We start from the raw sequence: 13,335 nt of genomic DNA on the forward strand, positions 1-13,335 counted from the left end.
CGTCCTTGCGATCAGCCGGAGAGCCCGGCGGCGAGCAACTCCACGAAGCCGACGTCCTCGCCCGCGACACCGAAGACCTCGGCGCGTTGCAGGGTCCGCTCGGCCCAGGCGCGGTGCGGCTTCACCTCGTTCATCTTGTTCGTGTAGGCGGAGCGCATCACTCCGCCGCCGTCCCGTTCGGGTCGCAGGATGTCCCGTGCGTCGCTGTACTCCTCATGACTGACCACCGAGAGCGCGTGCACCGGGAGGACGTGGGAGGGGTGGATGCAGGTCTTGCCCAGCAGACCGTTGGCACGGTCCAACTCGATCTCCCGGAGCAACCCGTCGAGGTCGTGCTCGATCAGTTCCCGGCGCAGTTCGTCAGCGCGGCCGGCGAGGAAGGGGCTGCGGCGCAGCTGGGGCTTGAACATGCGTTCCTGGAGCCGGAAGTACTCCCAGACCGGGCCGGTGACGGTGAAGCCCGTGCCGTCGGACCGGCCGAGCAGGTTGACCACGTCCGCGATCACGGAGGCCACGATCTGCACGTCGTACGCCGTCATGTCGGGCGGTCTGCGCAAGCCGTACGCCGAGCAGAAGTCGGTGACGCCGAGCCGCAGCGCGAGCACGCGGTCCCGGTACTTGTCGACGGTGCGGGCGATGCCGTCCAGCGTCTCGCGGCGGCTCTCCAGGTGCAGCAGCTCCGGTGACTCCAGGACCGGCATCGCGAACAGTCGGCGCCCCGAGGCGCCCTCGGTGGCGGTGAGCGCCTCCAGGAACGGAACACCCCGTTCCTCGGTGAACTTCGGAAGGACGAATCCGGACAGCAACGTCGCGGACGCACCCAGTCGTCGCACGAGGTCGGGTATCTGCTCCGGAGTGCGCACGCGGACGAACAGCAACGGAAGGTCACCGACCGGGCCGTCCGCCAGTTCCGCGAACTGGCGGACGACGTTCTCCTCCGCCTGGGGGACTTCGGAGTCCTCTATCGAGTCCTCCAAGCACACCACCATGGAGATCAGGCCACGTTTCGCCTGCTTGCGGATGTCCTCCGCGAGCGTCGGCCGGTTGGCGGGGCTGTACAGGGTGGCTCCGAGGGCGACGGCGAGCACGCGGGCGGGAGAGTCGGCGGTGAAGTCGCACGGCTCCCGGTGGAAGAGGCGCTGTCGCACCTGCGGGGCTATGTGCCCGAAATGACGCATGAGTCTCCCCGTGTTGCCGGAGTGGTCCGACGCAATGTGGCCGGTAATAGTACGTAGAAACCTGCGTCAGGGGTTCCCTTGCCCCATGAAATCCTGATATCCGACGCATGTCACATCCGCGCCCGACCCGCCCGGCCCGTCCTTTACCACACGGCGCCCGCATTGTCCTGGCGGTGATCGGGAAGGCAGGATGGCCGTATGACGCACGCGATGCTGAAGGGGTCGAACGTCCCGCTGGAAGCCACGGCGGTGCGTGCCGTGCTGCACTGGGCCTCGGCACAGTTCGTCCCGGACGTCGACGTCTCGGCGCTGCTGCTCGGCGCCGACGGCCGCGTGCGCTCCGACGAGGACTTCGTCTTCTACAACCAGCCGCGCCACCCTTCGGGGGCGGTGTGGCGACTGGGCAAGAAACGCGCGACCCACGGGCTGACCGACACGATCCAGACCGATCTGGCCGGCCTCCCCGAGGAAGTCCACCGGGTGCTGCTGGTGGCCTCGGCGGATGACGTCCCGTTCAGCCAGGTGCAGGCGTTGCGCATCCAGGTGCACGATGCGACGGCCGCGGGCGAGGAGCCCCTGGCGTACTTCGACATCACCCCCGAAACGGGTGCCGAGACGGCTCTGATCTGCGGCGAGCTGTACCGGCGCGGGGACGGGTGGAAGTTCCGGGCGGTCGGCGACGGCTACTCGAACGGCCTGGTCGGCCTGGCCACCGACTTCGGGATTTCGGTGGACGAGTCGGAGTCGACCGATCCGGAGCCCGAACGGTCCTTCCCGACGGTCCCCGGGCCGCCCCCCGGGTCCGTCTCGGGGAGCGATGCGGTGCCCCCGGGTGCGCTCCCCACCGCCGGGCCGGCGGCCTCGCCCGGGTACGGCTATCCCCCGCCGCCCGCCGCCCAGCCCGGATACGGTTACCCGCACGCCTCGCCGGCCGCGTCCGACGACGCCCGGCAGCCCGCCTACGGCTACCCCCAACCGGTGGCCGCGGCCCCGGACCCGAACTTCGCACTCCCTCCGCAGGGCCCCCAGTTCCAGCCCCGCTGACCCCGCGCAACGGACCCGTCGTCCGTCCGGAGCGGGTGGAGGATGCGGGTTCAGCGGCTGGCCTGCGACTTGTACCCGCGGCCCCACTGGAGGCCCCAGCCGAACAGGCGGTCGAGTTCGGCCTGGAAGCCGTACACGAACTTCACCTCGCGCCGGACGATCAGCTGGCCCTTGACGTTCTCCAGGGAGAACACCGCGCAGGAGCGCGCCTCGGGGGCCCGCTCGTCGAGGCTGATCTCGATGCGGGGGCCACTGCTCGGGTAGAGGGTGACCAGGGCGTGGGTGCGGTCGAAGGCGGGCGTCTGGTCGTAGATGTAGACGAAGATCAGCAGCCGCTTGATGGCATCGCGCTGGTCGAGGTTGACGAACAGCGTCTCGCCCGAGCCGGAGCCGAACCGGTCGTCGCCGCTCAGCTTGACGTATGGAGCACCGTTGAGATCGCCCAGGAGGTCACCGAGCGGTTGGACGACGCCCTTGGTCCCGTCCGCCAGCTCGTACAGACAGCCGAGGTCGAGGTCGACGTTGACCATGCTCTGGGTGTGGGCCTGGACGGCCTCCGGCTTGAACATCTTGAGCGGGCTGCGCAGCAGTCCTCCCTGGTCCCGGCGGCCCCCGATGTCGGAGCTCCGCATCCGCCACGACAGGTTGACGCGTAGGTTTCCGGTGGCGGCTCCTTGTTTGGTGAGCGAAACCGCGGGGTTCCGCTTGGTGAGTTCGATGGAGTTGGACGCGGAGATGCCGGAATCGAAATTCGCCGACTTTCCCCGCCACAAATCGTCCCAGAAGGACATGTAAGCCCCCCAATGCCCTGAGTCCTCTACCCCGGCCCTGAATGCCGGGGCTTCCTACCTACAGCGGGGCGGCCACAGGAAGTGTCCCGTGACCGCCCTCTGAAAGCGTTCCTCACGACGGGCCCGGCCACACACCGGAACCGGTCATGTCGGCTGACTCACACTCCGGACGACACCTCGGACTTGTTGCCCGACCCGTCCCCCGCGCCCCCGGCCGCGGCGAGGGCCCGGTTGCGGCGGACCGAGGACCAGAACGACCAACCGATCAGGAACACGCCCACGAGTCCGGTGATCACCTCGTGGATCTCGTAGCGGATGGTGATCAGCAGGATCGTGGCGAGCGCGCCGATCGCGTAGTGCGCACCGTGCTCCAGGTAGACGTAGTCGTCCAGGGTGCCCTGGCGCACCAGGTAGACGGTGATGGAACGCACGTACATCGCGCCGACACCGAGGCCGATCGCCATGAGGACGATGTCGTTGGTGATCGCGAAGGCGCCGATCACACCGTCGAAGGAGAACGACGCGTCTAGGACCTCCAGGTAGAGGAACATGAAGAAGGCGGCCTTGCCGGCCAGCAGCACCACCGGCTTTCCGCTGCGCTTGGCCGCCTCCTCCGCCTCGTGCTCGCGTTCCTCCTGCTCCTCCAGCCGTCCCTCGAAGAACCCGGACAAGCCGCCCACCACCAGGTAGGTGATCAGGCCGGCGATGCCGGAGAGGAGCACCGTCTCGGTCTTGTCCGCGTGGGTGCCGCCGTGCTGGTGCGCCTCGGGGGCGAGGAAGACCGCACTGAGGAGGAGGGCGATCAGGGCGATGCACACCGACAGCATCTCGACCTTGCCGAGCCTGGCGAGCGGGCGCTCGATCCAGCGCAGCCACTTGATGTCCCGGTCCTCGAAGACGAAGTCGAGGAAGATCATGAGCAGGAACATGCCGCCGAAGGCCGCGATGGAGGCGTGGGCGTCAGTGACGAGTTCCTGGTAGCGGTCCTTGTCGTTGAGCGCGAGGTCGACCGCCTCGATCGGCCCGAGACCGGCACTCACCGCGACGATGACGACCGGGAACACGAGCCGCATGCCGAACACGGCGATCAGGATGCCGATGGTGAGGAAGATGCGCTGCCAGAACGCGTTCATCTTCTTCAGGATTCCGGCGTTGACCACGGCGTTGTCGAAGGAGAGCGAGATCTCCATGATGGAGAGCATCGCCACGAGGCTGAAGCCGACCCACCCCCCGTAGAGCAACGCCGCGACCAAACCGAGCGCGGTGACCGCGAACGACCAGCCGAAGGTTTTCAGAATCACTGGCTACCCATCCCTGTCACGGGGGTCCCCCCGATAGGGGTCCGGCAGGGGGCACCCCGCGCCGGGCCCAGATTCACGACACATTGACCCCGAAGTCTAGGGCGGTGCCGCGCAGGCCCGACGCATAGCCCTGCCCCACCGCGCGGAACTTCCACTCGCCTCCGTAGCGGTAGACCTCGCCGAAGATCATCGCGGTCTCGGTGGAGGCGTCCTCGGAGAGGTCGTAACGGGCCAGCTCCCGGCCGTCCGCCTGGTTGACGATCCGGATGAACGCATTGGCGACCTGGCCGAACGCCTGTGCCCGGGCGTCCGCCTCGTGGATGGAGACCGGAAAGACGATCTTGTCGCAGCCCGCCGGGACCAGGGAGAGGTCCACGACCAGGGACTCGTCGTCGCCGTCACCGTCGCCGGTGAGGTTGTCGCCGGTGTGCTCCACCGAACCGTCGGGGCTGGTGAGGTTGTTGTAGAACACGAACCACTCGTCGCCCAGGACACGGCCGGAGCTGCACAGCAGGGCGCTGGCGTCGAGGTCGAAGGGGGCTCCCGTGGTGGAACGCGCGTCCCAGCCGAGACCCACCACGATCCGCGTGAGGTTCGGTGCGGCCTTGGACAGGGAGACGTTGCCCCCCTTGGACAGCGTGACACCCATGATCTTTTCCTCCCCGAGGTAGTGCGACGTCGTCCCGGGGGCGGACCGGACCCACGGCGGCGCCACGCCCCCGTGCCCCCGGCGGGGGTGTGCGCTCGGACGCGTCCGGTGCCGCACCGACTGGCGGCTGCGGCACCGGACGCCCGGACCGTGGCTCAGACGTTGACGCCGAAGTCCTGCGCGATGCCGCGCAGGCCGGAGGCGTAGCCCTGGCCGATGGCGCGGAACTTCCATTCGGCCCCGTGGCGGTACAGCTCGCCGAAGACCATCGCGGTCTCGGTGGAGGCGTCCTCGGAGAGGTCGTAACGGGCGATCTCCTGGTTGTTCGCCTGGTTCACCACGCGGATGAACGCGTTGCGCACCTGCCCGAAGGACTGCTGCCGGCTCTCGGCGTCGTAGATGGACACCGGGAAGACGACCCGCGTGACGTCCACGGGCACCCCGGCCAGGTTCACCTTGATCTGCTCGTCGTCGCCCTCGCCCTCACCGGTGAGATTGTCGCCGGTGTGTTCCACCGAACCGTCAGGGCTCTTCAGGTTGTTGAAGAAGACGAAGTTCTGGTCGCTGGTGACCTTGCCCTCCGCGTTCGTCAGGATGGCACTGGCGTCCAGGTCGAAGTCCGTACCGGTCGTGGTGCGGACGTCCCAGCCCAGACCGATCACGACCGCGGTGAGGCCGGGCGCCTCCTTGGTCAGCGATACGTTGCCGCCCTTGCTGAGGCTGACTCCCACAAGTCCTCCCAATGGTGTCAGGGGCGGGGAGCCCCCGTCGTGCTCTGGTATCGGATCAACGCTCCGATCCTAGTGACGGGTTCCCACGCTCCGCAGTGGTTGGGCCCGAAGAACTCAGAGGGTGTCGAGGGCCTTGACGTAGTCGTTGAGGTCCCGGGCGTCGGGGAGGCCGTTCACGACGGTCCAGCGCACGATGCCCGCCTTGTCGATGACGAAGGTGCCGCGGAGGGCGCAGCCCTTGGTCTCGTCGAAGACGCCGTAGGCGCGCGACGCCTCGCCGTGCGGCCAGAAGTCCGACAGCAGGGGGTAGTCGAGGCCCTCCTGCTCGGCGAAGACCCGGAGGCTGAAGGGGGCGTCGTTGGAGACCGCCAGCAGTTGGACCCCGTCGTTCACGAACGTGGGCAGTTCGTCGCGCAGCGCGCACAGCTCGCCCGTGCAGACGCCGGTGAAGGCGAAGGGGTAGAAGAGCAGGACGACGTTCTTCTCGCCGCGGAAGTCGGAGAGTCGCACGGTCTCACCGTGCTGGTTCTTGAGCTCGAAGTCCGGGGCCTCGGTACCGACCGCGATCGTCATGGTCACGCATTCCCTTCACGGGGCTGTTCGGGTGGTGTTCCACCCACCCTACGCAGCGGAAGGGGGTGGACCGGCCAGCGGGCGCGGGAGGGACGGGCGACGGCCCGGACGGGCGCGCGGGGAGCCGCGCGCGTGCGGTGCGCAGGACGACGGCCCGTGGACGGGGGCGCAGACGCGCGTGAGGCCCACCGGCCCCGTGGGACGTGGTTCCCACGGGGCGGGCGGTCAGCGCTTCTTGGCTGCGGCCTTCGGGGTGACCAGACGGCTGCCGGTCCAGTCCTTGGCCACGCTGATGCTCTTGGTCTGGGAGAGACCAGCGGTCTGCGCCGACTCGTTGATGTCGCTCGGTTCGACGTAGCCGTCCCGGCCGGTCTTGGGCGTCAGCAGCCACAACTGGCCGCCCTCGTCGATCAGCCCGATGGCATCGACCAGCGCGTCCGTCAGGTCGCCGTCGTCCTCGCGGAACCACAGCACGACGACATCGGCGACGTCCTCGTAATCCTCGTCGACGAGATCGGCGCCGATGGTCTCCTCAATGGCCTCGCGGAGTTCCTGATCGGCGTCGTCGTCGTAGCCGATCTCCTGGACCACCTGCCCGGGCTGGAACCCCAGCCTGGCGGCAGGGTTCGTCCGCTCCTCCGCGTGGTCCGCGGTCGCGCTCACCGTTTGCCTCCTGATCATGTTCGAATGTCGTCTGTCGCCCTCGCGCCAGCGCGGGGCGTTGGCCGTAGTCCACACGTGCGGGGCGGATCGCGCAAGTACCCGGCCGTCGAGACCGCCGAAACGGTGACGTTCCCGACCGGGTCACCGCAACTCCTGGCACGAAATCGCGGCATTCAGTGACACACACCACGACAGTCTGCCCCATTCGACCGTTTCGCGAACACGTACGGGGCGGGGAAGAAATCCCCACCCGCCGCCGGACACCCCGAGGGACCGGCGGCGGACCGGGGGAACGCCCCCAGCGGCAAGGGCTCCGACGCGCGATCCGCCAACCCCTCGCCCACCTGCTCGGACGCACCCGACGACCGAGCGCACGGTCCTAGCACACGGGGCGAGGGGGCCGTCACCCGGGACGGCGAGGGGCGTATCGTTCCGTTTTGGACCACACCGCCCCATCTGCCGTATCGAGTACCTGGTTACCCCTCGGTACGGATGACGTTTCCCACCCTGCGATACACGATGGGAAACGGTGCACACACCAGCAGTGGCAAGGCCCACGACCGTGCCACCGAACAGTGAAGGAACAGCGTGGCTTCCGGATTCGATCGCAACCCGATCATCATTGGCGGCCTTCCGAGCCAGGTCCCCGATTTCGACCCCGAAGAGACCCAGGAGTGGCTCGACTCGCTCGACGCCGCCATCGACGCGCGGGGTCGCGAGCGGGCCCGCTACCTGATGCTCCGACTGATCGAACGCGCCCGCGAGAAGCGCGTGGCCGTGCCCGAGATGCGCAGCACCGACTACGTGAACACCATCGCCACCCGGGACGAGCCGTTCTTCCCCGGCAACGAGGAGATCGAACGCAAGATCCTCAACGCCACCCGCTGGAACGCCGCCGTCATGGTGTCGCGCGCCCAGCGTCCCGGCATCGGGGTCGGCGGGCACATCGCGACCTTCGCCTCCTCGGCGTCGCTCTACGACGTGGGCTTCAACCACTTCTTCCGCGGCAAGGACGAGGGCCACGGCGGGGACCAGATCTTCTTCCAGGGGCACGCCTCCCCGGGCATCTACGCCCGGGCCTACCTCCTCGACCGGCTCTCCGAGCGCCAACTCGACGCCTTCCGCCAGGAGAAGTCCAAGGCCCCGGACGGGCTGTCCAGCTATCCGCACCCACGGCTGATGCCGGACTTCTGGGAGTTCCCGACGGTCTCCATGGGGCTCGGCCCCCTGGGCGCCATCTTCCAGGCCAGGATGAACCGGTACCTGGCCGCCCGGGGCATCGCGGACACCTCCTCCTCGCACGTGTGGGCCTTCCTCGGCGACGGCGAGATGGACGAGCCGGAGTCCCTGGGGCAGCTGTCCATCGCCGCCCGCGAGGGCCTGGACAACCTGACCTTCGTCGTCAACTGCAACCTGCAACGGCTGGACGGGCCGGTCCGCGGCAACGGCAAGATCATCCAGGAGCTGGAGTCCCAGTTCCGCGGGGCCGGCTGGAACGTCGTCAAGCTCGTGTGGGACCGGTCCTGGGACCCACTGCTCGCCCGGGACCGGGACGGCGTCCTGGTGAACCGGTTGAACACCACTCCGGACGGACAGTTCCAGACCTACGCGACCGAGACCGGCGCCTACATCCGGGAGCACTTCTTCGGCGACGACCACCGACTGCGCGCCATGGTGGCCGACATGACGGACGATCAGGTCCTCCATCTGGGGCGCGGCGGGCACGACCACCGGAAGATCTTCGCCGCGTTCTCCGCGGCGAAGGCGCACCAGGGGCAGCCCACGGTGATCCTCGCGCAGACGGTCAAGGGGTGGACGCTCGGCCCCAACTTCGAGGGTCGCAACGCCACCCACCAGATGAAGAAGCTGACCGTGGACGACCTGAAGGGGTTCCGGGACCGGCTGCGCCTGCCGATCACCGACCGCCAACTGGACGAGGGGCTGCCGCCCTACTACCACCCGGGCCGCGACTCGGAGGAGATCCAGTACATGCACGACCGCCGCCGCGCCCTGGGCGGTTACGTGCCGACGCGGGTGGTGCGGGCCGCACCGCTGACCCTCCCGGGCGACGGCGCCTACGCGAGCGTCAAGAAGGGCTCCGGTCAGCAGTCGATCGCGACCACCATGGCCTTCGTGCGCCTGCTCAAGGACCTGATGCGGGACAAGGAGATCGGGCGGCGGTTCGTCCTGATCGCCCCGGACGAGTACCGCACGTTCGGTATGGACTCGTTCTTCCCGAGCGCGAAGATCTACAACCCGCTCGGCCAACAGTACGAGTCGGTCGACCGGGACCTGCTGCTCGCCTACAAGGAGTCGCCGACCGGGCAGATGTTGCACGACGGCATCTCCGAAGCGGGCTGCACGGCCTCGCTGATCGCAGCGGGATCGGCGTACGCCACGCACGGCGAGCCGCTCATCCCGGTCTACGTCTTCTACTCGATGTTCGGTTTCCAGCGCACCGGCGACCAGTTCTGGCAGATGGCTGATCAGTTGGCGCGCGGATTCGTTCTGGGGGCCACTGCCGGTCGGACCACCCTGACCGGGGAGGGGCTCCAGCACGCGGACGGCCACTCCCAGTTGCTCGCCTCCACCAATCCAGCGTGTGTGGCCTATGACCCCGCCTACGCCTACGAGATCGCGCACATCGTGCAGGAGGGCCTGCGACGGATGTACGGACGGACCGCGGACGGCGCCCCCGGCGAGGACGTCTTCTACTACCTCACCGTCTACAACGAGCCGATCCAGCACCCGGCCGAACCCGAGGGCGTCGACGTCGAGGGCATCCTCAAGGGCGTGTACCGGCTGAAGTCCGGTGACCGCGGCACCGTGCCCGCGCAGGTCCTGGCCTCGGGCGTGGCCGTGCCCTGGGCCCTGGAGGCCCAGCGCGTCCTCGCCGAGGAATGGGACGTGAGGGCGGACGTGTGGTCCGCAACCTCCTGGAACGAGCTGCGGCGCGAGGCGGTCGAGGCGGAGCGGCACAATCTGCTCCACCCCGAGGAGGAGCCCCGGGTGCCCTATGTGACGCAGAAGTTCTCGGGCGCTGAAGGACCGTTCGTGGCGGTCTCCGACTGGATGCGGTCGGTCCCCGATCAGATCGCCCGTTGGATTCCCGGTACGTACCAGTCGCTGGGGGCGGACGGCTTCGGCTTCGCCGACACCCGGGGCGCGGCACGGCGCTACTTCCACATCGACGCGCCTTCGATCGTGGTGGCCGTCCTCACGGAGCTGGCGAAGGAGGGCAAGGTCGACCGCTCGGCACCGCGGCAGGCGATCGACCGCTACCGGCTGTGGGACGTGGCCGCCGCGGACCCGGGCACGGCCGGCGGCGACGCCTGACCCGCACGGCACGCGGAGGCGTACCGGACGGACGGGAGCGGCGGGGGCGGACGGGAAGTGCGGTCCGCCCCCGCCGCGCCCTCGGGCCGCGGGCGGCACGGCCCCCAGGGGGTCGGCGAGGTTCAGTTCTCCCACACCTTGAACGCCCTGATGCGGTGGGGCGAGCGCGGGGTCCAGGTGCCGTCGCCGGGATAGGTGTCGAACTCCCCGGTCTCGGCGCAGGTGGCGGACTGGTAGGTGGTGACCGGACGGCCCAGCCGGTTGGCGAGGGCCTGTGCGGAGCCGCCCGAGGGCAGCGGGGTACAGCTCTCGATGTCGACTTCGGAGAGTTCGTAACCGAGTCGGGTGCCCTTGAAGTCGGGTTTCGACCACAGGCACAGCTCCCCGGGGCCGCAGCGGCCCAGCACGGGCTCCGCCCGCGGGGCCTGCCCGGCGCCCGGCACCGTGGCGATTCCCGCCGGCGCCGGACCGAGGAGGAGGGCCGCGCCGGCGGTCGCGAGGACGATGGTGGTGCGCAGGACGGAACGCATGGTGGTAACCCCCGTGTCGGACTGATCACTTGGTGCAACTGTCGCCGCTCGCCGCGAGCGGAAGGAAGCGCTCCGGGGGGCGGCCACACTGATGGGGGAAATCCCCCGACGGACCGGCACCCATCAGGCGGCCCGGGCGTGAGGGGCCACCCGCGGCCCCCGCCGGACCACCCGTCCGCACCTGCGGTCCGCAGGACGTCCGTCCGCCCGAAGTCCCCGGTCACGGGGGTGCGCGGCCGCTCCCGCACACCCCGATGGAATGAGCACCGCCGCCTCCGTTCACCCTTCCTCCGTCCGGAAACGTGATTCCCGTCACGCAATGCACAGCCGGGTGCGGGGGTCTCCTAGGGTGTCCCGCAGTGACTTCCTTCGACCCCTCCCCCGCGCTCGGCGTCTGGCGCGCGCTGATCGCCCTCGGCGTGGTCTTCATCATGTTGGCGACCACCGGCTGGACCGCGGTCCACCACCGGCGCGACGGCGGCGCGCCCCTCAAGGTCGCCCTCACGGCCTGGGGCGAGGACCGTCTGGAAGGTCGCCCGCTGCCCGACCCGCTGACCGCCCCGGACCGGCTGGCCCGGTTCTTCGCCTCCCTCGAACCCGGGCAGCTCACCCGGCTCGCCCGGCGCCATCCGCTGGTGATCGGCAACATGAACGGCGCCCCGCTCGCCCTGCGCTACCGGGCCAACCGGACCTCGCTCGACGCGGCCCGACGGGCGGAATCCCGACGGGTGCACGACGACCGACTCTCCCCCGAAGGGCAACGCCAGGCGGAGCTGCGCATGCAGCGCTACCGCGCCCTCACCCGGCCCGACCGGCACATCCTCGCCTTCGACCCGACCGGAAGCGGACGGATCGCGGAAGTCCTCGGCGACCTGGCACGCGCACGGCGCGTCTCCGTCGTCGTGCCCGGGGTGGACACCACCCTCGGCTCCTTCGAGAGCGCCCGCCGCGCGCACTCCACGCCCCTGGGCATGGCCCGCGCCCTGTACCGCGCGGAGCGCTCGGCGAGCCCCGCGACGCGCACGGCGGTGATCGCCTGGGCCGACTACACCGCACCCGACGGCCTCGGCGTCGAGGCGGCGACCGGGATACGCGCCCGGCACGGCGCCGTGCGGCTCAACGCCATGCTCCGCGGGCTCCCGGACCGGGCCCGCGTCGCCCTCTACTGCCACAGCTACGGCTCCGTGCTCTGCGGCATCGCCGCGCCCTCGCTGCCCTCCCGGGTGACGGACATCGCCGTCGCGGGCAGCCCGGGCATGCGCGCCGGCCACGCCTCCCAACTGCGCACGCGCGCCCGCATCTGGGCGATGCGCGACGGGGACGACTGGATCGAAGGGGTGCCGCACCTCGAAGTCGGCGGCATCGGACACGGCGCCGACCCGGTCTCCCCCGCCTTCGGGGCGCGGTTGCTGTCGGCGAACGGCGCGAACGGCCACACCGGCTACTTCGAGCCGGGCACCGGCAGCCTGAGCAACCTCGCGGAGATCGGCGTCGGCGCCTACCTCGGGCTGGAGTGCGCCGACGGGGACGACGGGTGCAGGAGTGGCCTGGACTCCGCCGGGGCGGACCCACACGCGTAGCAGGGGGGAGAACTCCCCCGGTAGCGGGCGGGACGATGTCGGCCCCGCCGCATACGATGAGCCGCATGGGTGATGTACTGGCCGGATTTCACGCCGCTTGGGAGTTCGCGTCCGACTCCGTGCACATCCGCTTCGAACGGGGGATACGCACGCCCAAGCTCTTCCAGGCGCTCGGTGAGCGCCGGGTCCCCCACGAAGCGATCTCCGCCGTGGCGTTGTCACCGGGCAAGCGCGGCACGGTCGTGCTGCACGCCGTGCCCCGGCCCGGCGCCGACCCGCTGATGGACGCGGCCGCCGGGCAGTTGAGGGAGGGGTCCGACCCCTACCGCCTGGTGCTGCCCGCGGAACGGGCCGACCTCGCCGAGTACTACGCCGACGAGTTGCGGCCCCTCCTCACGCACCGCACCGCCGAGGAGCCCCTCGACCACCACCTCGTGGAACCCCCCGAAGCCCCCCTCAGCTTCAAGGCGTACGACGGCAAGGCGACCTTCGACGGGAGCACCGTGTTCTACCGCTGGTCCTGGACGGGGGCCTCCTCCGCCAAGTGGAAGGCGGGCGACCAGCGGTTCCCGGTCGCCGACCTCAGCGGCGTGGAGTGGCGCTCCCCCGAACTCTTCGAAGGCCACCTCCGGTTGCTGCGCCGCGACGTCCCGCAGCCGCCGGCCCAGGCCGACCAGGACCCCGGCGCCCTGGTGTTCGGCCTGGGCTACGGGCCGGTGCACGAGTCGTTGCCGTTCGCCGCCTCGGTGTTGGCGGCGGTCCGCTCGACCGGCCCGGCCGGTGCGACCGGGGCCCCGCACTCCCCGGGCGGTCGACGGGATCCGGCCGACATCGCCGACCGGATCCGTCACCTCGGCGAGTTGCACCGGGCCGGGCTCGTCACCGACGACGAGTTCCTCTCCAAGAAGGCCGAGTTGCTCGCCGAGCTCTGAGCCCGCGGCCCCGCCGACCGGGACGGC

12 protein-coding genes are annotated in these 13,335 nt (G+C 69.9%); 4 read left to right on the plus strand and 8 right to left on the minus strand.

The window, feature by feature from the left end:
• Nucleotides 1–11 precede the first annotated feature (11 nt).
• A complete protein-coding gene (locus ACSMX9_RS06740; protein WP_445400789.1) occupies nucleotides 12–1,178 on the minus strand; it encodes an HpcH/HpaI aldolase/citrate lyase family protein in 1,167 nt (388 codons plus the stop codon).
• Between the two features lie 198 nt (nucleotides 1,179–1,376).
• Between ACSMX9_RS06740 and ACSMX9_RS06745 the strand changes: the two genes are divergently transcribed.
• A complete protein-coding gene (locus ACSMX9_RS06745; RefSeq protein ID WP_445400791.1) occupies nucleotides 1,377–2,222 on the plus strand; it encodes a TerD family protein in 846 nt (281 codons plus the stop codon).
• Nucleotides 2,223–2,272: 50 nt separating this feature from the next.
• Here ACSMX9_RS06745 and ACSMX9_RS06750 read toward each other — a convergent pair whose 3' ends face one another.
• The 6 genes from ACSMX9_RS06750 to ACSMX9_RS06775 form a co-directional block, all read right to left on the minus strand.
• On the minus strand, nucleotides 2,273–3,013 hold the full coding sequence (locus tag ACSMX9_RS06750) for a TerD family protein (RefSeq protein WP_351238475.1): 741 nt from the start codon (nucleotides 3,011–3,013) through the stop codon (nucleotides 2,273–2,275).
• A 158-nt stretch (nucleotides 3,014–3,171) separates the two neighbouring features.
• Nucleotides 3,172–4,314, minus strand: a complete 1,143-nt coding sequence (locus tag ACSMX9_RS06755) for a DUF475 domain-containing protein (RefSeq protein WP_366117262.1) — start codon at nucleotides 4,312–4,314, stop codon at nucleotides 3,172–3,174.
• A 73-nt stretch (nucleotides 4,315–4,387) separates the two neighbouring features.
• Nucleotides 4,388–4,963, minus strand: coding sequence for a TerD family protein (locus ACSMX9_RS06760; RefSeq protein WP_445400793.1), 576 nt, complete (start codon nucleotides 4,961–4,963; stop codon nucleotides 4,388–4,390).
• Nucleotides 4,964–5,118: 155 nt separating this feature from the next.
• Nucleotides 5,119–5,694, minus strand: a complete 576-nt coding sequence (locus ACSMX9_RS06765) for a TerD family protein (RefSeq protein WP_351238481.1) — start codon at nucleotides 5,692–5,694, stop codon at nucleotides 5,119–5,121.
• A gap of 114 nt (nucleotides 5,695–5,808) precedes the next feature.
• Complete coding sequence (locus ACSMX9_RS06770) at nucleotides 5,809–6,267, minus strand: peroxiredoxin (protein WP_366117261.1); 459 nt, start codon at nucleotides 6,265–6,267, stop codon at nucleotides 5,809–5,811.
• A 225-nt stretch (nucleotides 6,268–6,492) separates the two neighbouring features.
• Nucleotides 6,493–6,930 carry a DUF3052 domain-containing protein gene (locus ACSMX9_RS06775; protein WP_351238485.1) on the minus strand — a complete coding sequence of 146 codons (438 nt, stop codon included), beginning with the start codon at nucleotides 6,928–6,930 and terminating at the stop codon, nucleotides 6,493–6,495.
• A gap of 588 nt (nucleotides 6,931–7,518) precedes the next feature.
• On the opposite strand from ACSMX9_RS06775, the gene aceE reads away from it, so the two are divergent.
• Nucleotides 7,519–10,266 carry a pyruvate dehydrogenase (acetyl-transferring), homodimeric type gene (aceE, locus tag ACSMX9_RS06780; protein ID WP_445400795.1) on the plus strand — a complete coding sequence of 916 codons (2,748 nt, stop codon included), beginning with the start codon at nucleotides 7,519–7,521 and terminating at the stop codon, nucleotides 10,264–10,266.
• A 122-nt stretch (nucleotides 10,267–10,388) separates the two neighbouring features.
• Here aceE and ACSMX9_RS06785 read toward each other — a convergent pair whose 3' ends face one another.
• The gene (locus ACSMX9_RS06785; protein ID WP_445402918.1) at nucleotides 10,389–10,784 is read right to left on the minus strand and encodes a peptidase inhibitor family I36 protein; all 396 of its coding nucleotides are present in this window, start codon (nucleotides 10,782–10,784) and stop codon (nucleotides 10,389–10,391) included.
• 371 nt (nucleotides 10,785–11,155) lie between these two features.
• On the opposite strand from ACSMX9_RS06785, the gene ACSMX9_RS06790 reads away from it, so the two are divergent.
• Both ACSMX9_RS06790 and ACSMX9_RS06795 read left to right on the plus strand, forming a co-directional pair.
• On the plus strand, nucleotides 11,156–12,376 hold the full coding sequence (locus tag ACSMX9_RS06790) for an alpha/beta hydrolase (RefSeq protein WP_445400797.1): 1,221 nt from the start codon (nucleotides 11,156–11,158) through the stop codon (nucleotides 12,374–12,376).
• A gap of 65 nt (nucleotides 12,377–12,441) precedes the next feature.
• Nucleotides 12,442–13,308: a DUF4429 domain-containing protein gene (locus ACSMX9_RS06795; protein WP_445400799.1), complete on the plus strand. Its 867-nt coding sequence runs from the start codon at nucleotides 12,442–12,444 to the stop codon at nucleotides 13,306–13,308.
• The last annotated feature ends 27 nt before the right edge of the window (nucleotides 13,309–13,335 follow it).

It is taken from the genome of Streptomyces sp. LE64, assembly GCF_052606915.1.